The organism is Streptomyces sp. NBC_00328, assembly GCF_036139655.1.
Taxonomy (GTDB): Bacteria; Actinomycetota; Actinomycetes; order Streptomycetales; family Streptomycetaceae; genus Streptomyces.
Window position 1 is genome coordinate 2,553,379 of record NZ_CP108013.1, and the last position, 20,551, is coordinate 2,573,929.

General features: G+C 71.8%; 17 protein-coding genes and 1 tRNA gene. 10 read left to right on the forward strand and 8 right to left on the reverse strand.

All coding sequences use genetic code 11. The features are described 5' to 3' along the window. Nucleotides 1–140: 140 nt before the first annotated feature. Nucleotides 141–1,196, reverse strand: coding sequence for an LLM class F420-dependent oxidoreductase (locus tag OG485_RS11155; protein WP_328454228.1), 1,056 nt, complete (start codon nt 1,194–1,196; stop codon nt 141–143). Nucleotides 1,197–1,492: 296 nt separating this feature from the next. Here OG485_RS11155 and OG485_RS11160 point away from each other — a divergent pair, with 296 nt between their 5' ends. Next, nucleotides 1,493–2,476: an aldo/keto reductase gene (locus OG485_RS11160; protein ID WP_328667898.1), complete on the forward strand. Its 984-nt coding sequence runs from the start codon at nt 1,493–1,495 to the stop codon at nt 2,474–2,476. Next, nucleotides 2,473–4,728: a helix-hairpin-helix domain-containing protein gene (locus OG485_RS11165; protein ID WP_328667899.1), complete on the forward strand. Its 2,256-nt coding sequence runs from the start codon at nt 2,473–2,475 to the stop codon at nt 4,726–4,728. Before OG485_RS11160 ends, OG485_RS11165 begins: the two co-directional genes overlap by 4 nt. A 97-nt stretch (nt 4,729–4,825) precedes the next feature. On the opposite strand, the gene OG485_RS11170 is transcribed toward OG485_RS11165, so the two are convergent. Further along, a complete protein-coding gene (locus OG485_RS11170; protein ID WP_328667900.1) occupies nt 4,826–5,533 on the reverse strand; it encodes a hypothetical protein in 708 nt (235 codons plus the stop codon). A 47-nt stretch (nt 5,534–5,580) separates the two neighbouring features. Here OG485_RS11170 and OG485_RS11175 point away from each other — a divergent pair, with 47 nt between their 5' ends. Beyond that, nucleotides 5,581–5,769, forward strand: coding sequence for a DUF5703 family protein (locus OG485_RS11175; RefSeq protein ID WP_326788735.1), 189 nt, complete (start codon nt 5,581–5,583; stop codon nt 5,767–5,769). A gap of 184 nt (nt 5,770–5,953) precedes the next feature. On the opposite strand, the gene OG485_RS11180 is transcribed toward OG485_RS11175, so the two are convergent. From OG485_RS11180 to OG485_RS11190, 3 genes are all read right to left on the reverse strand, one after another. After that, on the reverse strand, nt 5,954–6,889 hold the full coding sequence (locus OG485_RS11180) for a chaplin (RefSeq protein WP_328667901.1): 936 nt from the start codon (nt 6,887–6,889) through the stop codon (nt 5,954–5,956). A gap of 214 nt (nt 6,890–7,103) precedes the next feature. Further along, nucleotides 7,104–7,337 carry a chaplin ChpH gene (gene chpH / locus OG485_RS11185; protein ID WP_328667902.1) on the reverse strand — a complete coding sequence of 78 codons (234 nt, stop codon included), beginning with the start codon at nt 7,335–7,337 and terminating at the stop codon, nt 7,104–7,106. A gap of 216 nt (nt 7,338–7,553) precedes the next feature. Continuing rightward, nucleotides 7,554–8,879, reverse strand: coding sequence for a M20/M25/M40 family metallo-hydrolase (locus tag OG485_RS11190; RefSeq protein ID WP_328667903.1), 1,326 nt, complete (start codon nt 8,877–8,879; stop codon nt 7,554–7,556). 186 nt (nt 8,880–9,065) lie between these two features. Here OG485_RS11190 and OG485_RS11195 point away from each other — a divergent pair. The 6 genes from OG485_RS11195 (at nt 9,066) to OG485_RS11220 (ending at nt 17,650) form a co-directional block, all read left to right on the forward strand. Next, nucleotides 9,066–9,153: transfer RNA gene (locus OG485_RS11195), tRNA-Leu, on the forward strand. Nucleotides 9,154–9,513: 360 nt separating this feature from the next. Further along, nucleotides 9,514–10,536: a glycoside hydrolase family 11 protein gene (locus OG485_RS11200; RefSeq protein WP_443048682.1), complete on the forward strand. Its 1,023-nt coding sequence runs from the start codon at nt 9,514–9,516 to the stop codon at nt 10,534–10,536. Nucleotides 10,537–10,575: 39 nt separating this feature from the next. Beyond that, entirely contained in the window at nt 10,576–11,577 is a 1,002-nt protein-coding gene (locus tag OG485_RS11205; protein WP_328667904.1) for a polysaccharide deacetylase family protein, read from the forward strand. A gap of 338 nt (nt 11,578–11,915) precedes the next feature. After that, nucleotides 11,916–15,791 (forward strand): Pls/PosA family non-ribosomal peptide synthetase, encoded by a 3,876-nt coding sequence (locus OG485_RS11210; RefSeq protein ID WP_328667905.1) that lies wholly within the window; start codon nt 11,916–11,918, stop codon nt 15,789–15,791. 73 nt (nt 15,792–15,864) lie between these two features. Beyond that, the gene (locus OG485_RS11215; RefSeq protein ID WP_328667906.1) at nt 15,865–17,271 is read left to right on the forward strand and encodes a M1 family metallopeptidase; all 1,407 of its coding nucleotides are present in this window, start codon (nt 15,865–15,867) and stop codon (nt 17,269–17,271) included. Nucleotides 17,272–17,275: 4 nt separating this feature from the next. Beyond that, nucleotides 17,276–17,650, forward strand: coding sequence for a YchJ family protein (locus tag OG485_RS11220; RefSeq protein ID WP_328667907.1), 375 nt, complete (start codon nt 17,276–17,278; stop codon nt 17,648–17,650). 26 nt (nt 17,651–17,676) lie between these two features. Here OG485_RS11220 and OG485_RS11225 read toward each other — a convergent pair whose 3' ends face one another. Beyond that, nucleotides 17,677–18,378: a FadR/GntR family transcriptional regulator gene (locus tag OG485_RS11225; protein ID WP_328667908.1), complete on the reverse strand. Its 702-nt coding sequence runs from the start codon at nt 18,376–18,378 to the stop codon at nt 17,677–17,679. Between the two features lie 130 nt (nt 18,379–18,508). Here OG485_RS11225 and OG485_RS11230 point away from each other — a divergent pair, with 130 nt between their 5' ends. Next, a complete protein-coding gene (locus OG485_RS11230; protein WP_328667909.1) occupies nt 18,509–19,036 on the forward strand; it encodes a gluconokinase in 528 nt (175 codons plus the stop codon). 111 nt (nt 19,037–19,147) lie between these two features. Here OG485_RS11230 and OG485_RS11235 read toward each other — a convergent pair whose 3' ends face one another. Together OG485_RS11235 and OG485_RS11240 are read right to left on the reverse strand one after the other, a co-directional pair. Further along, nucleotides 19,148–19,783, reverse strand: coding sequence for a cytochrome b/b6 domain-containing protein (locus OG485_RS11235; protein WP_328667910.1), 636 nt, complete (start codon nt 19,781–19,783; stop codon nt 19,148–19,150). Then, nucleotides 19,767–20,444 (reverse strand): molybdopterin-dependent oxidoreductase, encoded by a 678-nt coding sequence (locus OG485_RS11240; protein ID WP_328674312.1) that lies wholly within the window; start codon nt 20,442–20,444, stop codon nt 19,767–19,769. Before OG485_RS11240 ends, OG485_RS11235 begins: the two co-directional genes overlap by 17 nt. Nucleotides 20,445–20,551: the final 107 nt, after the last annotated feature.

The window sequence follows — 20,551 nt, forward strand, 5'->3', positions numbered from 1 at the left end:
CGAACGACGGACGGCGCGGCGGGTCCGGACGCGTAACCAAGCGGCCGTCGGCGCGTTGTTCCCCGTGACGGCCGTGGCGGGGAAGACCCCCGAGCCCCCACCACGGCCGCAGAACCTTCCCGGCGGCGGTTCCGCCGGGGTTACGCGAGTCCGGCCCGCTCCAGGGCCTCGGAGCCCGCCCGCAGCGAGGCGATCCGGTCCTCCAGAGTGAAGCCCGCGGGGGCCAGCGTGAGCGTGGTGACGCCGACGGCGGCGTACGCCTTCATGCGCTCGGCGATGCGGTCCACCGAGCCGAGCAGCGTCGTCTGGTCGATCAGCGAGTGCGGAATCGCGGCGGCCGCCCCCTCCTTGTCGCCGGACAGGTACTTGGTCTGGATCTCGGCGGCTTCCTTCTCGTAGCCCATGCGCTGGGCGAGCTGGTTGTAGAAGTTCTGCTTGAAGCTGCCCATGCCGCCGACGTACAGCGCGGTGTACGGGCGGAACATGTCGGCGAGCGCGGGGACGTCCTTGTCGTCGCCGACGGCGAGCGGCAGGGTCGGGCAGACGTCGAACCCCTCCATCGTCTTCCCGGCCTTCTCGCGGCCCGCGCGCAGGTGGCTGATCGCGGTGTCCTCGAGGTGCTCGGCCGAGGGGAAGATGAGCAGCGCGCCGTCCGCGATCTCGCCGGTCTGCTCCAGGTTCTTCGGGCCGATCGCGGCGATGTACAGGGGGATGTGCTCGCGCTCCGGGTGCACGGTCAGCTTGAGCGGCTTGCCCGGACCGCCGGGCAGCGGCAGGGTCCAGTGCTCACCGTCGTGGGACAGCCGCTCTCGCGTCATGGCCTTGCGCACGATCTCCACGTACTCGCGGGTGCGGGCCAGCGGCTTGTCGAACTTGACGCCGTACCAGCCCTCGGAGACCTGCGGGCCGGAGACGCCGAGGCCGAGGCGGAAGCGGCCCCCCGACAGCGAGTCGAGGGTCGCGGCGGTCATCGCGGTCATCGCGGGCTGGCGGGCCGGGATCTGGAAGATGGCCGAACCGACGTCGATGCGCTCGGTCTGGGCGGCGACCCAGCTGAGCACGGTGGCCGCGTCGGAGCCGTACGCCTCGGCCGCCCAGCAGACGGCGTATCCGAGCCGGTCTGCCTCCTGGGCGACGGCGAGGTTGTCCGCGTCCATTCCGGCGCCCCAGTAGCCGAGATTGATGCCGAGCTGCATGGCCGATCTCCTTACCGATCAGTAACGTCCCTTGTGCCCGAGACCCTAGCGTGCGGGCGCCCCGCCGGGGAGCGGCGCGTTCCCGTTGCCGGTACGGGCGCGGCGCGCCGCCGGGGCCGCCTGTGCCCGGCGCCTCGCGGCCCCTCGCGGCCGTCCGGCGCCGCCTTCGCGCGTGCCCGCGTGCGCCGGTGACGTCCGCCGCCCCGTGGCACCGGCCGTCCCGGGCCGCCCGCGCCGGGATTTCCGTTGTCCACAGGCCCCCACACCGCCGGTGCCGGACAGTAATCTCGGCGTCCATGGAGCAGAGGCATCTCGGCCGTACCGGCCTGCGTGTTTCCCGGATCGGACTCGGCACCCTCACCTGGGGGCGCGACACCGACGAGCATGACGCCGCGGACCTCTTGAAGACGTTCTGGGAAGCGGGCGGGAACCTCGTCGACACGGCGGACGTGTACGGCGACGGGGAGGCCGAGTATCTCCTCGGGCAGCTGATGGAAGGGCTCGTTCCGCGCCGGGATCTGGTCATCTCGACGAAGGCGGGCAGCGTGCGCGAGCCGGACCGCCGCTTCGACGGCTCGCGCAGTCATCTGCTGCCGGCCCTGGACGCCTCGCTCGCCCGCCTGGGCACCGACTACGTGGACGTGTGGCACGTGCACGGCTACGACCCCCTGACACCTCTCGACGAGACCCTCCAGGCCCTCGACCTGGCCGTCAGCAGCGGCCGCGCGCGCTACGCGGGCGTGTCCAACTTCTGCGGCTGGCAGCTCGCCAAGGCTGCCACCTGGCAGCTCTCGGCGCCCGGTATACGCACCCGGCTGGCCAGTACGCAGATGGAGTACTCCCTGTTGCAGCGCGGGGTCGAGCGGGAGGTGCTGCCCGCCGCCCTCGACCTGGGCGTCGGCCTGCTGCCCTCCTCGCCGCTCGGGCGTGGTGTGCTCACCGGCAAGTACCGGGGCGGGACGCCGGCCGACTCCCGGGGCGGTTCGGAACACCTCGCGCCCTTCGTGGCGCCGTATCTCGACGACACGGCGAGCGGCGTCGTGGAGGCGGTGACGACCGCGGCGGACGGCCTGGCCGTGACCGCGCTCCAGGTGGCCCTCGCCTGGGTCCGCGACCGGCCGGGGGTCGTCGCCCCCATCGTCGGCGCGCGCAACGCGCAGCAGCTCACGGCGGCGTTGTCAGTGGAGGCGCTTAGTCTTCCTGACGAGATCTGCCGGGCGCTCGACGACGTGTCGGCCCCGGTGCACCACTATCCCGATCACGACTGGAGCACGCTGTGAGCACGGAGCCCGAGACCACTCAGGACGCGGAGCCGGGGACGCCGGGCGCGGACACGGCCGCCGGCGTCCCTGAGCCGACGGGCGAGGACGTGGACCGGGCGGACCCGCGCCCCGGGGACGGCGACGGGGACGGCTCCGGGGGCGAGGGCGCCGAAGCGGGCGACGGCACGGACGCCGAGGCAACCGCGTCCGCCGAAGGCGCCGCGCAGGTGTCCGAGGCAGCCGCCGAGTTGGCTGCCCAGCGTGTGGAACGGGAGCGGATCGAGCGGCGGAAGGCGGAGAAGCAGGCGCCGATCGAGGCCGGGGCCAAGCTCAGCGGCACGGCCGCGGACCTGCTCGCGGCGGTGCGGGCCGTGGAGAGCGGCGAGAAGCCCGCGGCCACCGCCTTCCGCGAACCGGATCCCGCTCCGCGCAGGGCCGCCCCGGAACCCGCACGGCAACCGCGGCCGGTCGTGGCACAGGCCGCACCGGCACCCGGCGCGGCGCCGGAGGCGGTCGCCGCCGTCCGCGCCGTGCTGGCCGGAACCGGCGCACCCGAGGCGCTCGCGGCGCAGGTCGTCGCGGTTCTGGGCGAGGGCGCCGACGACCTGCTCCGCGAGGATCCCTGGCAGTTGCTGCGGGTGCCCGGAGTGCGCCCCGAGCAGACCGACGGGTTCGCCCGGACGCTGCTCGGCGCGGAGTGCCGCCCGGACGACGAACGCCGCGGCACGGCTCTGACCGTGTGGCTGCTGGAGCAGGCGGCCGTCGCCGGGCACACCGCGCTGGACGCCCCGGCCCTCATCGCCGCGCTCTCCCAGCGCTCGGTGCCGGACCCGGACGCGGCCGTGCAGAGCGCTCTCGCGGAGGGCGAGGCCCTGGCCTTCCAGGACGCGCTGGACGCCGCTCCCCCGGCCCCGGCGGCCCCGGACGACACGGAGGAGCCGCAGGAACAGCCGGTGCGGATCCTGATCGGCCTGGAGCGGTACGCGCTGGCCGAGGAGAGCCTCGCCGACGGACTCGCCCGGCTGATGAACTCGGTGCCGAAGCAGGACGGTTCGGCCGCCGAATGGGAGCGGGCCGCCTCCTCGGCCCCCCGCTCCGCCGGGGAGCTGATCCGGGCGGTCGCCGCCCACGGCCTCGTGCTGCACACCGGCGGCGAGGCCTCGCGGTCCGAGGCGGCGGCGCTGCTGCACGCGGCACGCGCGCTCGGCCTGCGCGGCTGGGCCGCCGCGCACACCTCCGGCGGGCGCGACGCCTTCGCGGCCGGACACAGGCCTGCGGACGGCGCCGCGGAGCACCCCACGGACGGCGCGGCGACGGAAGCCGCCACGGTCGCCGGACTTCTCTCCGGCTCCGAAGGACCGGGCCGGGACGCGGAGGGCGCCCTGGACCTGGACGTCCTGGTCGTCCTGGACGCTCCGCAGCTCGACGTCGAGACGGCGGCGATGCTCGTGGAGTCGCTGCCGGACGGGGCGCGGCTCGTGCTGAGCGGTGATCCGGGCGTGCTGTGGTCGGCGGGCCCGGGCCGGGTCTTCGCGGACCTGCTCGCCGCCCGCGCCTGCCCGCAGGTGGCCTCGCGGACCCCTGACCCCGGGCCCATCGGCGAGCTGGTCTCCGGGATCGGCATCGGCGAGCTCAACCAGGTCGAGGCGCCCGGCAAGGAGGTCGTGATCGTCCCGGTGCGCGACGCGGGCGAGGCGGTCCACCGGACGGTCCAGCTCGTCGCGGACTCGGTGCCGCGCGCGATCGGCGTCCCGGCCGAACAGACGCAGGTCATCACCCCGGGGCACGGTGGCGCGGTCGGCACCCGCGCGCTGAACACCGCGCTCAAGGAGCGGCTGAACCCCGGTCCCGGCCGTTTCGGCGGCTTCGACCCGGGCGACCGGATCGTCCACTCCCCCGCACCGGGCCGGGCGCTGCCGGGCCGGGTGGTGAAGGCCGACGCCGAGGGGCTGCACCTGGACTGCTCGGGCGCCCCCGTGGTCGTACCGAAGGAGAGGGTGGAGCAGACCGTGCGGCACGGCTGGGCGCTCACCGCGCACCAGGCGGTGGGTCTGCGCTGGCCGGCCGCGGTCGTGGTGCTCCCGGGCGACGCCGCGGCGGCCCTGACCCGGCCCTGGGTCTACACGGCCTTCGGGCGGGCCGAGCGTCATCTCTCCGTCGTGCACGGGGTGGAGCAGGCGCTGCCGCACGCGGTGGCCGAGGTCCCGCAGAAACCGCGCACAACCCGCCTCCAGTCCCTGCTGAAGGCGCAGACACCGACGACGGGCTGAATCGGCACCCGCGCTCCCGCGACCCCGGAAAACGCGGGTGGCGGTCACCGGAATCCGGTGACCGCCACCCGCGTACGCCGGTCCGTGCCGGGCCGGCTCAGCGATCCGCGTCCAGCGGGTCCAGGGACTCGGTCTCCCCGTCGGAGCCGAGGTCGTTGTCCAGATCGTCGTCCAGGTCGTCGTCCGACTCCTCGTCGAACACCGCGCTGACGTCGAAGCGGCAGACGACACGCTGCGGGTCGATCGACTCGAAGGGTGTCTCCAGCCATTCACCGGGCTCGGCCGGTTCGTCGGCGGCGGTCACCCAGAGCGTGGAGTCGCCCTCCTCCAGTCCGAATTCCTTGTGCCGGGAGGCGATCTCGTCCGGCTCGAACTCTCCGAAGAGGACCCCGAGCGCGCCGTGAACGGTGCCGGACGCCGCGTCGAAGCCTTCGTCGGCGGTGGCGCCGTCCTCCTCCACCGCCTCCACCCGCTGGGCCTGTGCCAGCAGTCGCTGCGGCTCCACCACCGCGTAGTCCCGGCGGATCACCACGCTCAGCGCGTTCGGCTCCTCGGGTCCGGTGTACGGAGGCAGGGTGTCGTCACCGCCGGGGATCTCGAAGGGCGTGACCTCGTCATAGCGGTCGTAGAGGAGCTCGTCATACTCCTCGGCCGCCGCGGCGAGCTCGTTGAAAGCCTCGTAGACGTCCGGGTCGTCATCGCCCGTCCTGCGCTCGACCGCGGCCAGGTGGCGGTCGAGTGCGGTCTTGACCGCCTCTGCGGCGGCGCGTACCTCGGCAGCGGTGGGCTGCACAGCATCAGACATAGTGCAGACGCTATCCGTACAGGGCCTCTGCCCGCACAATAGATGCGATGCCGGAATACGAATTTGTCGACGTGTACGTACCTCGCGGGGTCTCCCGCAAGGACACGACACGTCTGCTGACGGACCATGCCGAGTACGGACACTGGGAGTTGGACCGCCTGAGCCTGCTCCGTGACGGCAGCCGCAGAGTGCGGCTGCGCCGGCGGATCATCCGCCAGGTACGCGCCACGTGGTGACGGAAGGCCGCTGAGCCGGTGCGGGCCCCGTCATCACGGGGCCCGCACCGTCACTCCATGGGGGGAAGGCCGTGGCGTCCCGGTCCCGGTCGTGCCGCGCAGCGATCAGACCTGCGCGCCGGGTGATGTCCACGCCTCACTTCGCGATGCGATCATCGCACCGTCATCGTGTCAGGCCAGGGCTTCACGCCGCGGCGCGCGCCCGGCGGTAGAGCACGGCGCCGGCCAGCAGCGCGGCGGCTCCCGCCGGTACGACCGCTCCGATCGGCAGCTCACTGCCCGTGTGGGCCAGCTGGGGCGCACCGTCCGTGCCCGGCGTCCGCACGGCGGCCCCCGAGCCGGGCCGGCCCACCTGCACGGCACCGGCGCGGTGCTTGCCGCCGCCCGAGGTGGACGTACCCGGGTGACCCGGGGTTCCGGGGTTGCCCGGGTGACCGGGCTGACCAGGGTGGCTGGGGTGACCAGGGGTTCCGGGATGACCGGGGTGGCCAGGGTGACCGGGCTCGCCCGGGTGTCCAGGGTGACCCGGGTGACCTGGGTGCTCACAGTGACCGTCGTGACCCGGGTGTCCGGGGTGACCCGGGTGTCCGGGCCGGCCGGGGTGGTGTGTCTGGTGGCCGCCGATGGACGCGTCGTTCGCGCAGCTGTCGCCCGCCGCCGCGTTGCCGATCCCCACGACGTTCACGCTGTTGCCGCAGACGTTCACCGGAACGTCGACCGGCACTTGTACGTGGTTGCCGGAGCCCACGCCCGGCGAGTGGGCGGCGCTGCCGGCGGCCCGCGAACCGCCGCCGGAGTGGGTCCCCCGGCCGGCGTGACCGCCCTGGCCGCTGTGACCGCCCTGACCGGACCGGCCTTCGGACGAAGCGCCTCGGCCGCCGTGGTTGACACAGGTGTTGCCCATCGCCGGGTTGAGCAGCCCGACCACGTTCACGGTGTTTCCGCAGACGTTCACCGGCACGTGCACCGGCGCCTGCACCGTGTTGCCCGACAGCACGCCGGGAGAGTCCGACGCGGAGCCGATCGCCCCCGGGTCGGCGTGCGCGGAGACACCGGTGACCGCGAGCACACCACCGGCCGCCACCACGGTCATCAGGCCCTTGCGGGTGATCTGTCGCATAGCTGAAATCCCTGCCTTCAGTCCTTGGGACGTGGACCGACAGTCCTTGGGACGCGGACCGTCGAGAACACGCGCACGCCACAGGACGTGCGCGGGAAAGCCGGTCGGCCCCGGAGCGCATGGCACGCACTCCGGGGCCGACGGACTCAGACCTTCACGAAGTGACCCTCAAGAGGTGACCCGTGGGATCCCCCACAGGGGAAGGGACGCAACGTCAGTCGTTGAAGCAGGCGTTGCCGAAGGCGGGGTTCAGCAGCCCGATCACGGAGACCGTGTTGCCGCAGACGTTCACCGGAACGTGGACGGGCACCTGAACGACGTTGCCGGAGGCGACGCCCGGGGACTGCACAGCGGCACCCTGGGCGCCCGAGTCGGCGACGGCCAGACCCGCACCCGCGAGAACCAGGCCACCCGTGGCAGCGGCGGCGGCGACGATCTTCTTGATCATTATTCCTCCTGATAGGCAAAACGCGGTCCAATGCAGCGGATCGCAACACCTGTAACGAGGAGGAAGTAGTAGGGCTATGGGCTTATGGTCGCATTCACCCATCCCGGGCGATCCCCGCACGCGTGGACGAATGCCGGCGTCAACACCCCGCACCTCCACGGCGGCGCGGCAGGTCAGCCCGCCGACACCGTGCCGGGGCGTGCCGCCGGCGGCACGTCACGACGCGTCGATGAATCGGTCCAGCACTCGGACGCCGAACTGGAGCGCGTCCACCGGCACCCGCTCGTCGACCCCGTGGAACATGCCCGCGAAGTCCAGCTCCGGGGGCAGCTTCAGCGGGGCGAACCCGAAGCAGCGGATGCCGAGATCGGCGAAGGACTTGGCGTCGGTGCCGGCCGAGAGCATGTAGGGAACGGCACGCGCGATCGGGTCCTCGGCCGAGAGCGCGGTCTGCATGGCGTCGACGAGGGCGCCGTCGAAGCCGGTCTCCAGCGCCTTGTCCGCGTGCACGTCCTCCCGCTTGACCCGGGGGCCGAGGATCCGGTCGAGGTCGGCGAGGAACTCCTCCTCGTAGCCCGGCAGATAGCGGCCGTCGACATGCGCGGTGGCCTGTCCCGGAATCACGTTGACCTTGTAGCCGGCGCCCAGCTGGGTCGGGTTGGCCGTGTTCTGCAGCGAGGCGCCGATGAGCTTGGCGATGCCGCCGAGCCTGGCGAGCGTCTCGTCCATGTTCTCCGGGTCGAGCTCGGTGCCCAGGGCGTCGCCGAGCTCGTCGAGGAAGTGCCGCAGGGTCTTCGTCACCCGCACCGGGAACTTGTGCCTGCCGAGCCTTCCGACGGCCTCGGACAGCTCCGTGATCGCGTTGTCCTTGTGGATCATCGACCCGTGGCCGGCGGTGCCGTCCACGGTCAGCTTCATCCAGTGCATGCCCTTCTGCGCGGTCTCCACGAGGTACAGCCGCAGCTTCTCGTTGACCGTGAAGGAGAACCCGCCGACCTCGCCGATCGCCTCGGTGACGCCCTCGAAGAGATCGGGGTGCTTGTCGACCAGATGCCGGGCGCCCCACGTGCCGCCGGCCTCCTCGTCGGCGAGGAAGGCGAGGACGATGTCGCGCGGAGGCTTGCGGCCGGTGCGCATCCGCTCCCGTACGACCGCCAGGGTCATGGCGTCCATGTCCTTCATGTCGACCGCGCCGCGGCCCCAGACCATCCCGTCGGCGATCTCGCCGGAGAAGGGGTGGTGGGTCCAGTCCGCCGCGTTGGCCGGTACGACATCGGTGTGGCCGTGGATGAGGAGCGCGGGCCGCGAGGGGTCCTCCCCCTCGATGCGGGCCACGGTGGAGGCACGCCCCTTGTGCGACTCGAAGATGCGCGGCTCGAGGCCGACCTCGGCGAGTTTCTCGGCGACGTACTCCGCGGCCTTGCGCTCGCCGGGGCCCGAGTGGTCCCCGTAGTTGCTGGTGTCGATCCGGATCAGCTCACGACAGAGGTCCACGACCTCGTCCTCGCCCGTGACGTTCCTGGTCGTGCCGCTCTCGCTCACGCTGCTTCCTCCCGCTGCCGCCGCTGGTGGTCCCCCTCATCCTCTCCCCGACCCGCCTTCCCGCCCAAGGGCGGCCCCCACCCGTCACACGCAGTTCACGCCGCGACGGGGGGTGATCGGGGACCCTCGAAAGCCTGGTAATGTTTCACCTGTCGCCGCGAGGGAAACCCGCGCGACAAACACCTTGTCCGGGTGGCGGAATGGCAGACGCGCTAGCTTGAGGTGCTAGTGCCCTTTATCGGGCGTGGGGGTTCAAGTCCCCCCTCGGACACCAGCGAGACCCCACTGCATGTGGGGTCTTTTGCATGTCCGGACCTCTTCGCATCCACACGTCCGGCCCCCTTCTGACGCCCTGGCCCCTCCGCACCACCTGCCGGACGGTCGGCCGATTTTTCGAAACTTTCGAAGAATCAGTGACCCTTTCCGATCTTGGTCGAGACACCATCGACAGACGGCCGTTCCGGGGCGAGCCATCTGATGCACCTGAGCAGGGATGACACCACTCATCACCATTGCCATCGCGGACGAATGTTTCGGCTTGAGCGTCGAAAGTATTGACAGTTGACAGGGTCGGTTCAAAACTGTCGGCGATTCACAGCGCGCCACCTCACGAGAACGAGGAGGAAACACGCACATGATCGACGCACCCGCACCCCCTCCGGGCCGCCGCGGCGGCCGCTCAGGGGCGTTCCGTCACCTCAGGCTGCTCATCAGCGGTGTCTGCACCATGCTGCTCGTCGCCGTGGCCGCCATGACGCTGCCCGGCACCGCCCAGGCCGACACGGTCGTCACCTCGAACCAGACCGGCACCGACAACGGGTACTACTACTCGTTCTGGACCGACAGCAGCGGCACGGTGTCCATGAACCTGGGCTCCGGCGGCAACTACAGCACCTCGTGGAGCAACACCGGGAACTTCGTCGCCGGCAAGGGCTGGAGCAACGGCGGACGCAGGAGTGTGACCTACTCGGGCACCTTCAACCCGTCCGGCAACGCCTACCTGGCCCTCTACGGGTGGACGTCCAGTCCGCTCGTCGAGTACTACATCGTCGACAACTGGGGCACCTACCGGCCCACGGGAACGTTCAAAGGCACGGTCACCAGCGACGGTGGCACGTACGACATCTACAAGACGACGCGGACGAACGCGCCGTCCGTCGAGGGCACCCGCACCTTCGACCAGTACTGGAGCGTCCGGCAGTCGAAGCGGACGGGCGGGACCATCACCACCGGCAACCACTTCGACGCCTGGGCCCGCGCCGGAATGAACCTGGGCAGCTTCAGCTACTACATGATCCTCGCCACCGAGGGTTACCAGAGCAGCGGGAACTCCAACATCACGGTGGGCGACGCGGGATCGGGCGGCGGATCCGGGGGCGGTGGAACCGGCGGCGGTTGCGCGGCGGCCCTGTCCGCGGGCCAGCAGTGGAACGACCGCTACAACCTCAACGTCGCCGTCACCGGATCGAGCAACTGGACCGTGACGATGAACGTCCCGGCCCCGGCGAAGATCCTCTCGACCTGGAACATCAGCGCCGCCTACCCCAGCGCCCAGGTCCTGACGGCCAAACCCAACGGCAGCGGCAACACCTTCGGCGTCACCGTCCAGACCAACGGCAACTGGACCTGGCCCACGGTCTCCTGCAGCGCGAGCTGACCCCCCTCCCCCACCCCCGAGGCTGAAGGACCCCTTCGCATGACCTTCCGCACGAGAATCCGGACGGCGTCCGGACGACTTCGCTCGTTACGCACGCTGATCACGGGACTGGCCGTCGTCGCGACGGCCGCCGCGAGCCCCCTCGCCCTCGACGCCGGACCCGCGCACGCCGCCACCTGCAACGGGTACGTCGGACTCACCTTCGACGACGGGCCGTCCAGCACCACGTCGACCCTGCTCAACGCCCTCAAGCAGAACGGGCTGCGGGCCACGATGTTCAACGAGGGCCAGTACGCGGCGTCCAACCCCGCGCAGGTACGGGCCCAGGTCGACGCCGGCATGTGGGTGGGCAACCACAGCTACACCCACCCGCACCTCGTCCAGCAGAACCAGGCGCAGATCGACTCGGAGATCTCCCGGACCCAGCAGGCCATCTCCGGCGCCGGCGGCGGCACGCCGAAACTGTTCCGTCCGCCGTACGGAGAGACCAACGCGACGGTGAAGGCCGTCGAGGCCAAGTACGGGCTGACCGAGATCATCTGGGACGTCGACTCGCAGGACTGGAACGGCGCGAGCACCGACGCGATCGTCCAGGCGGCCGGCCGGCTCACCAACGGCCAGATCATCCTCATGCACGACTGGCCGGCCAACACGATCGCCGCGATCCCGCGCATCGCGCAGGGACTGGCCTCGCGCGGCCTGTGCGCCGGGATGATCTCCCCGGGGACCGGCCGTGCCGTGGCTCCCGACGGCGGCGGCTCGGGTGGCGGCGGTGGCGGGTGCACCGCCACCCTGTCCGCCGGCCAGCAGTGGAGCGACCGGTACAACCTCAACGTCACGGTCACCGGTTCCAGCACCTGGACCGTGACGATGAACGTGCCCGCGCCCGAGAAGATCATCGCCACCTGGAACATCACGGCCGCCTACCCCAGCGCCCAGGTCCTGACGGCCAGACCCAACGGCAACGGCAACACCTTCGGCGTCACCGTTCAGACCAACGGCACGTGGACGTGGCCGACGGTCTCCTGCACCACGGGCTGACCCGGCGGGACCGCACCGAGGAACAGCGCCGCCCAGCGTCACCCGGCACGGCGGGCGAGGGCCCCGATCATCGGATCGGGGCCCTCGCTCACTGTGTCCACGGCGTCACGGAAAGATGTGGGGCAGATCTCGTCACGCTGACATACCCCCACGTCACAGCACTGGAGCAGGGGATGGGAAGTCCCCCTCAGGGACGCCTCGCATCGCTGATCCGCAGGTCCGAAGCTAGCGTCGTACTAAAATTGCAGGCTTGTTCGGAGCTGGACCGGAATATCCCCAGGCGTACCTGCGGGCCCACCGGCTCCCCGGAGCATCCGGGAACAACACGTGAGGACCCGATGGCAGCCCTCCAGCAAGGCCCCGCAGTCGCGTTGTCCGACGACGAGGTGCGTGCGGAGTTCGGTGACCAGGCGCGCTTCTCCGCCGCCTCGGCCGCCTCGCCGCGCACGCTAGTCGACATCCTCGATGCCTCCGTACGGGCGTACCCCGACGAGCCCGCTCTGGACGACGGCCGGCGCGCCCTCAGCTACCGGGCCCTGGCCGCCGAGGTCGAGGCCGTGCGGTGGCGGCTCGCGGAGGCCGGGGTCGGTCTCGGCGACCGGGTCGGCGTACGGGTCCCGTCGGGTACGAACGAGCTGTACGTGGCGATCCTCGCCGTCCTCGCGGCCGGGGCCGCCTATGTCCCGGTGGACGCCGAGGACCCGGACGAACGGGCCGAGCTGGTGTTCGGCGAGGCCGGTGTGCGCGCGGTCGTCGGCGCGGGGCTCGAGCTGACCGTCGACGGACGCTCGGAGATTCCCGCCGGGCGGCCCGGTGTCGAGCACGACGCGTGGATCATCTTCACCTCGGGTTCCACCGGCAAGCCCAAGGGCGTGGCCGTGAGCCATCGCAGCGCCGCGGCCTTCGTCGACGCGGAGGCCGACCTCTTCCTGACCGAGGAGCCGATCGGCCCCGGTGACCGGGTCATGGCGGGCCTCTCCGTCGCCTTCGACGCCTCCTGCGAGGAGATGTGGCTGGCCTGGCGGTACGGGGCCTGTCTGGTGCCCGTACCGCGCTCCCAGGTGCGCAGCGGCGCCGACCTGGGGCCCTGGCTGGCGGAGCAGGACATCTCCGTCGTCTCCACCGTGCCCACGCTCGCCGCCCTGTGGGAGCCGGAGACCCTCAACGACGTCCGGCTGCTGATCTTCGGCGGTGAGGCCTGCCCGCCCGAGCTGACGCAGCGCCTGGTGACCGAGGGCCGGGAGGTGTGGAACACGTACGGGCCGACCGAGGCGACCGTCGTGGCCTGTGCCTCGCTGCTGACCGGCGACGAGCCCATCCGCATCGGGCTGCCGCTCAACGGCTGGGAGCTCGCGGTCGTCGACGAGGCGGACGAGCCGGTGCCGATGGGCGGCAGCGGCCAGCTCGTGATCGGCGGGGTGGGACTCGCCCGCTATCTCGACGCGGAGAAGGACGCCGAGAAGTACGCGCCGCTCGCCTCGCTGGGCTGGGAGCGGGCGTACCGCAGCGGTGACCTGGTCAAGGCCGAACCCGAGGGGCTGATCTTCCTCGGGCGGGCCGACGAGCAGATCAAGCTCGGCGGACGCCGGATCGAGCTGGGTGAGGTGGACGCCGCGCTCCAGGCGCTGCCCGGGGTCGCGGGCGCCGCGGCCGCCGTGCGGACCGCTCGCGGCGGCAATCAGCTCCTCGTCGGCTATGTCGTGACCCAGGACGGCTGGGACCAGGCGGCCGCCGTCGAGAAGCTGCGCGCCGAGCTGCCCGCAGCGCTGGTGCCGCTGATCGCGCCGGTCGAGGACCTGCCGACCCGGACGTCGGGCAAGGTCGACCGCAACGCGCTGCCCTGGCCGCTGGAGGGTCTGGAGACCGGCGGGGCCAAGGAGCAGCTGTACGGCACCGAGGCCTGGCTCGCCGAGCAGTGGAGCGAGGTACTGGGCATCCCCGTCGGCGGAGCCGGCGACGACTTCTTCGCGATCGGCGGCAGCAGTCTCGCGGCTGCCCAGCTCACCACGAAGCTGCGCGCCCGTTACCCGAACGCCGCCGTGCTCGACATCTATCAGCAGCCCGTGCTGCGCAAGCTGGCCCGGCATCTGGAGAAGTCCGGCCAGGACGACGGCGCCGAGCGGATCGTCGCGCCGGTCCCGCTGCGCGCCAAGCTGGTCCAGCTGCTCGTCCTGATCCCGCTGTTCAGCCTGCTCGGGCTGCGCTGGACGGTGGCGCTGGCCGCGCTCGGCAACGTACTGCACTGGTTCGGCCCGTATCCGTGGGCGCCGGGCGCCTCGTGGTGGCTGGTGGGCGCCGGTGCGCTGGTTCTCTACAGCCCGCCCGGGCGGCTCGCCGTCGCGGCGGGCGGCGCGCGGCTGCTGCTGCGCGGTGTGAGGCCCGGACGGTACCCGCGCGGCGGGAGTGTCCATCTGCGGCTGTGGACGGCCGAGCGGCTCGCCGGGTTCAGCGGCGCGACCTCGCTGACCGGGTCCTGGCTGGAGCGGTACGCCCGTGCGCTGGGCGCCAGGGTCGGCCCGGACGTGGATCTGCACTCGCTGCCGCCGGTGACCGGCATGCTCAAGATGGGCCGGGGTGCCGCCGTCGGGTCCGAGGTGGACCTGTCGGGGTACTGGCTGGACGGCGACCGGCTGGAGATCGGCCCGGTGAAGGTGGGCGCCGGTGCCGTGGTCGGGACGCGCAGCATCCTCTTCCCGGGGGCCCGGGTGGGCAAGCGCGCCGAGGTGGCGCCGGGCTCCGCCGTGGCGGGCCAGATTCCGACCGGGCAGCGCTGGGCCGGGGCGCCCGCGGTCAAGCTCGGCAAGGCGAAGCACGCGTGGCCCAAGGAGCGGCCGCAGCGCGGCACGTACTGGCGGGTGATGTACGGCGCGACCGGGCTCGCGCTGAGCGCGCTGCCGGTGCTGGCCGCCGTCGCGGCGCTGCTGGTGGCCCGGGTGTTCGTGAGCGCGGACGCCGGGCTCGGTGCGGCGCTGCGCGGTGCCGGGATCGCCCTGGTTCCGGCGACGCTCGCGTTCGGTCTCGCGTACGCGCTGCTGCTCCTGGTCGCCGTACGGCTGCTGAGTCTCGGGCTGCACGAGGGCACGCATCCCACGCACAGCCGGATCGGCTGGCAGGCCTGGACGGTCACGCAGTTGATGGACCTCTCCCGGGAGACGCTGTTCCCGCTGTACGCGGGGCTGATCACGCCGGTGTGGCTGCGACTGCTCGGCATGCGGATCGGCCGGGGCGCCGAGGTGTCGACCGTGCTCGCGCTGCCGAGTCTGACGACGGTCGGCGAGGGCGCGTTCCTCGCCGACGACACACTGACCGCGCCGTACGAGCTCGGTGGCGGCTGGATGCGTATCGGGCGGGCCGAGATCGGCCGCCGGGCGTTCCTCGGCAACTCCGGGATGACCGCTCCTGGCCGCAGTGTGCCGGACGGCGGACTGGTCGGTGTGCTGTCGGCGACGCCGAAGAAGGCGAAGAAGGGCAGCTCCTATCTGGGGCTGCCGCCGATGAAGCTGCCGCGTGCGGCGCAGGGCGGCGATCAGAGCCGTACCTACGACCCGCCCGCCCGGCTGCTGTGGGCCCGCGGTCTGGTGGAGCTGTGCCGGCTGGTGCCGGTGTTCTGTTCGGCGGCGCTGGCCGTACTGACGGTCGCCGCGCTGTGCGCGCTGGGACCGTGGGCTTGGGCGTTCTCGGGGGCCGTGCTGCTCGCGGTGGGCGTGCTCGCGTGCCTCGTCTCCATCGTGGCGAAGTGGCTGCTGGTCGGCCGGCACCGTGCCGGTGAGCACCCGCTGTGGAGCGGTTTCGTGTGGCGCAACGAGCTGGCCGACACGTTCGTGGAGGTCGTCGCGGTGCCGTGGCTGGCGGGATCCGTTCCGGGTACTCCGCTGATGACGGCGTGGCTGCGCGGCCTGGGCGCCCGGATCGGCAGGGGCACGTGGGTCGAGAGTTACTGGCTGCCCGAGACGGACCTCGTGACGCTCGGGGACGCGGTCACGGTCAACCGGGGCTGTGTCCTGCAGACCCACCTCTTCCACGACCGGATCTTGCGGACGGATACTGTGGTCCTCCGTGAGGGCGCCACTTTGGGTCCGGGCGGAATCGTCCTGCCCGGCAGCACCGTCGGGGCCCGCTCCACTCTGGGTCCCGCGTCGCTCGTGATGGCGGCGGAGTCCGTTCCCGACGACACCCGCTGGCTGGGCAATCCGATCGAGGCCTGGCGTTCGTAGCAGAATTGACCTGATCGGACACGAAGGGCGGTACAGCGGCACGTCGAGCACAGGGCAGGGAGCAGTCGCAGCGGTGAGCGTTCAGCAGACAGCGGGACCGGACCCCTATTTCCCGGCGAACGGAGATCCCCGTTACCGGGTGCACCGGTACGAGCTCGCGCTGGACTACCGCCCCGGCCCGAACCGGCTCTCCGGCACCGCGCGGATCAACGCCATAGCGGGCCGTTCCGCGCTGACCGAGTTCCAGCTGAACCTGGCCGATTTCCGGATCGGCCGGGTCCGTGTCGACGGCAAGGCCCCGCACTACACGCACCGGGGCGGCAGGCTGCGTATCCGTCCGCCGAAGCCGATACGGTCCGGCGCCGCCTTCACCGTCGAGGTGCACTGGTCGGGCAACCCCAAGCCGGTCAACAGCCCCTGGGGCGGGATCGGCTGGGAGGAGCTGGAGGACGGGGCGCTGGTGGCGAGCCAGCCGGTCGGTTCGCCGTCCTGGTATCCGTGCAACGACCGGCCGGCCGACAAGGCCGCGTACCAGATCTCGGTCACCACGCCGTCCGCGTACGCGGTGGTGGCCGGCGGGCGTCTGCTGACGCGGACGACGAAGGCGTCGACGACCACCTGGGTGTACGAGCAGTCGGCGCCGACCTCCAGCTATCTGGTGGGCCTGTCGATCGGCAAGTACCAGACGGTGCTGCTCGGCGACCCGGGTCTCGGGGGCGTACCGCAGTCCGGGCACCTGCCCGCGCAGCTGCTCCCGGAGTTCTCCCGGGACTTCGCGCGGCAGCCCGCGATGATGGAGCTGTTCCAGGGCCTCTTCGGGCCGTATCCGTTCGGCGAGTACACGGTGGTGGTGACCGAGGAGGAACTCGACGTCCCGGTCGAGGCGCAGGGTCTTTCGCTGTTCGGCGCCAACCATCTGGACGGGTCGCGGGGTTCGGAGCGGCTGATCGCGCACGAGCTGGCGCACCAGTGGTTCGGCAACAGTGTGACGATCGCGGACTGGCGGCACATCTGGCTGAACGAGGGGCTCGCGAAGTACGCCGAGTGGCTGTGGTCGGAGCGCTCCGGCGGGCGCCCGGCACGCCAGCTCGCCGCTGCCGCGCACCGGAAGCTGTCCGCGCTGCCGCGGGACCTGCTGCTGTCCGACCCGGGCCGCAAGCTGATGTTCGACGACCGGCTCTACGAGCGCGGCGGGCTCACGGTGCACGCGATCCGGTGCGCGATGGGCGACGAGGCCTTCTTCCGCATGCTGCGCGGCTGGGCGACGCTGCACCGGGGCGGCACGGTCACCACGTCCGTCTTCACCGCACACGTCTCGCGCTACGCGGCCGAGCCGCTGGACGAGCTCTTCACGGCGTGGCTGTACGAGACGGCGCTGCCGCCGTTGCCGGAGGCGGCCCCGCAGATTCCCGCCCGGCCCGCCCATCCGCCCACCTTTCCGCCCCCGAACGCGGACCCGGCCCGGGTCCGGGGAGAATGACGCGATGACCAGCCGTTCCTGTCCCTGCGGGCTCGCCGGGCCGTACGCGCGCTGCTGCGGGCGCTTCCATCGCGGTGAGGCCGCGGCGCCGAGCGCCGAGGCGCTGATGCGGTCGCGGTACTGCGCCTTCGTCAAGGAGGACGAGGGGTATCTGCTGCGGACCTGGCATCCGCGGACGCGGCCGGCCCGGGTGGACTTCGATCCCGGGATGCGGTGGACCGGCCTGGAGATCCTGGACACGGGCCAGGGTTCGGCGTTCCACACCACGGGGACCGTGACCTTCCGGGCCTCCTACCGGGGCGGTTCGCTGCACGAGCGGAGCCGGTTCGAGCGGGTGGACGGGGCCTGGGTGTATCTGGACGGGGAGTTCCTCGACTGACCCGGACCGGCCCCGGGGTGCTCCGGTCAGGGGGCCAGGACGTCCAGTTCCTGGAGCGCGCCGGCCGTGATCTCGCGGGTGAGTTTCTCGGCGCGGACGGCGTCGCCCTCACGGACGGCCTCGGCGAGCTGGACGTGCAGGGTGACGGCGGCGGGGTCGGGGTCCTCGAACATGACGTCGTGATGGGTGCGGCCGGACAGGACCTCCGCGACGACGTCTCCGAGGCGGGCGAACATCTCGTTGCCCGACGCCCTGAGAATCACCCGGTGGAAGGCGACGTCATGGACGAGATACCCCTCCAGCTGGTGTCCGCGTGAGGTGGCGACCATGCCGAGCGCGCACTCGGTGAGCTCCGCGCACTGCTCCGCCGTGGCGTGCCGGGCGGCCAGTCCCGCGGCGACGGGTTCGATCGCCGAGCGCAGGACGGTGAGGGAACGCAGCTGGTGGGGACGGTCGGCGCCGGCCAGCCGCCAGCGGATGACCTGGGGATCGTAGACGTTCCACTCGGACTTGGGACGGACCGTCACGCCCACGCGGCGGCGGGACTCGACCAGGTACATGGATTCGAGCACCCGGACCGCCTCGCGCATCACGGAGCGTGACACCTCGAAGCGCTGTGCGAGTTCGTCGGTGCGCAGCACGCTCCCCGGCGGGTAGTCGCCCGCCGTGATCGCCGGTCCGAGGGTCTCCAGTACGTGTCCGTGCAGACCCCGGCCCCGTGTGCTCATGGGGTCAGGGTACGAGGCATACGCCACGAACAAAAAGTCAGACTTATATGCCACACACTCTTGAATTAGTCGTACCTAATGCAGTTCAGTATCGTCGACATCAGATGTCGACGAGGACGGCGAGAGCGCGATGCAGCACAGTCCCACCCCCCATGTCGTCGTGATCATGGGCGTCGCAGGCACCGGGAAGACCACCATCGGCGCCCTGCTCGCGGCCCGGCTCGGCGTGCCGTACGCCGAGGGCGACGACTTCCACCCGCAGGCCAACATCGCCAAGATGACGGCCGGGACGCCGCTGACCGACGACGACCGGTGGCCCTGGCTGGACTCCATCGGGCACTGGGCGCACGAACGCGCCGGGCTCGGCGGTGTGGTCAGCGGCTCGGCGCTCAAGCGCGTCTACCGGGACCGGCTGCGGGCGGCGGCGCCCGGGATCGTCTTCGTGCATCTGACCGGCACCCGCGAGCTCATCGAGGACCGGATGTCGCACCGCACGGGCCACTTCATGCCCACGGCGCTCCTGGACTCGCAGTTCGCCACGCTCCAGCCGCTGGCGGCGAACGAGGCGGGCGTCGAGGTGGACGTGTCCGGGGGCCCCGCCGAGATCACCGAGCGGGCTGCGAGGGCTCTCGACGGCCTCACACCGCCCCGGATGTGACACCCTCCTCTGCCGCGCCCGGTATCGGCCTCCACCGCCGTCGCCGGCCTGCCGGAGTGCCAAATCGACCGTCTGGCCGGCTGACGGGCCGATCGGCCCGTCAGCCTCTGCTCACGGCCGCCACAGCGGATGTTCGCGGTCGGCCCACACCCGGCTCACCGATCCCGTGCGCAGGCCCCGCCGGGCCTCCGGGTCGCCCAGTGCCATACCGATGTGGCCCCCGAGGACGATGCCGACGGTGAGGGCCAGCCAGTCGTGGACGAAGGTCGCCGAGGTGCGCCACATCAGCGGGGTGAGGTGGGTGAACCACATCAGCAGACCGGTGCCCAGCATCACCAGGGCCGCCCCCGCGATCCACGCGGCGTAGATCTTCTGCCCCGCGTTGAACTTGCCCGCCGGACGGGACTCCGGGTCCTTGTCGCGGCGCAGTGCCGCCCGCAGCCACACCCGGTCGTGCGGGCCGAAGCGGTTCAGGAAACCCAGGTCGCGGCGGAACGCCCGGGAGGCGAGGCCCGCGAGGACCGGGACCGGCAGCATCAGGCCGGCCCATTCGTGGACACGGACGACGAGTTCGCGGCGGCCGACGAGTTCGGCGAGCTGAGGGATGTACAGGCAGGCCGCGGTGGCCACGCACACACCCATCAGCGCGCCGGTGACCCGGTGCACCCAGTGCTCGGCCCGGGTGAAACGCCGTACGCGGGAGGAGTGCACGGCTCCCGCCGGCGACGCGTCAGCTCGTGGGTTCATCGTCGCGTCCGTTCGAACGGCCGACCCAGGCGTCGACGTCGTACCCCCGGTCCTCCCAGTACCCGGGACGGACGTCCTTGGTGACGGTGATGCCGGAGAGCCACTTGGCGGATTTGTAGAAGTACATCGGGGCCACATAGAGACGGACGGGACCGCCGTGGTTGTGGCCGACGGGCTTGTCCTGCATGCGCAGGGCCACCAGGACGTCCGGGCGCCGGGCCTGGCGCATGGTGAGGCTCTCCGTGTACGTCCCGTCGAAGCAGGTGAAGCGGATGGCGCCGGCGGAGTGGTGCACCCCGGCGGCGTCCAGGAGGTGCGACAGGCGTACGCCCTCGAAGGGGGTGCTCGGAACCCGCCAGCCGGTGACGCACTGGACGTCGTGCACCAGTCGGGTCTGGGGCAGGGCGCGCAGGTCGGCGAGGGTGTAGCTGGTGGGACGGTCGACCAGTCCGTCGACGGTGAGACGGTAGTTCGTCTCGTTCTTGTGGGGGACGGACGCCGCCACCGAGTAGTAGCGGAAGCCGCCGCCGTTGGGCAGCAGCCCCGTCAGGCCGGTGGGGTCCTTCTGGGAGGCACCGGCGAGGAAGGCGTCCATCGCGCGCTGGAGCGTGGGCGCGGTCACCAGGCCGAGGGCGCCGAGTCCGAGCGTGCCGAGCAGCACCCGGCGGCCGACGGGCCTGCCGCGCTCGCCGGACGCCTCGTGTTCCTCGCGTCCCGCGCGGACGTCACCGGCCTCGCGGACTTCACGGTCGTCGCGAGCCTCGTGTT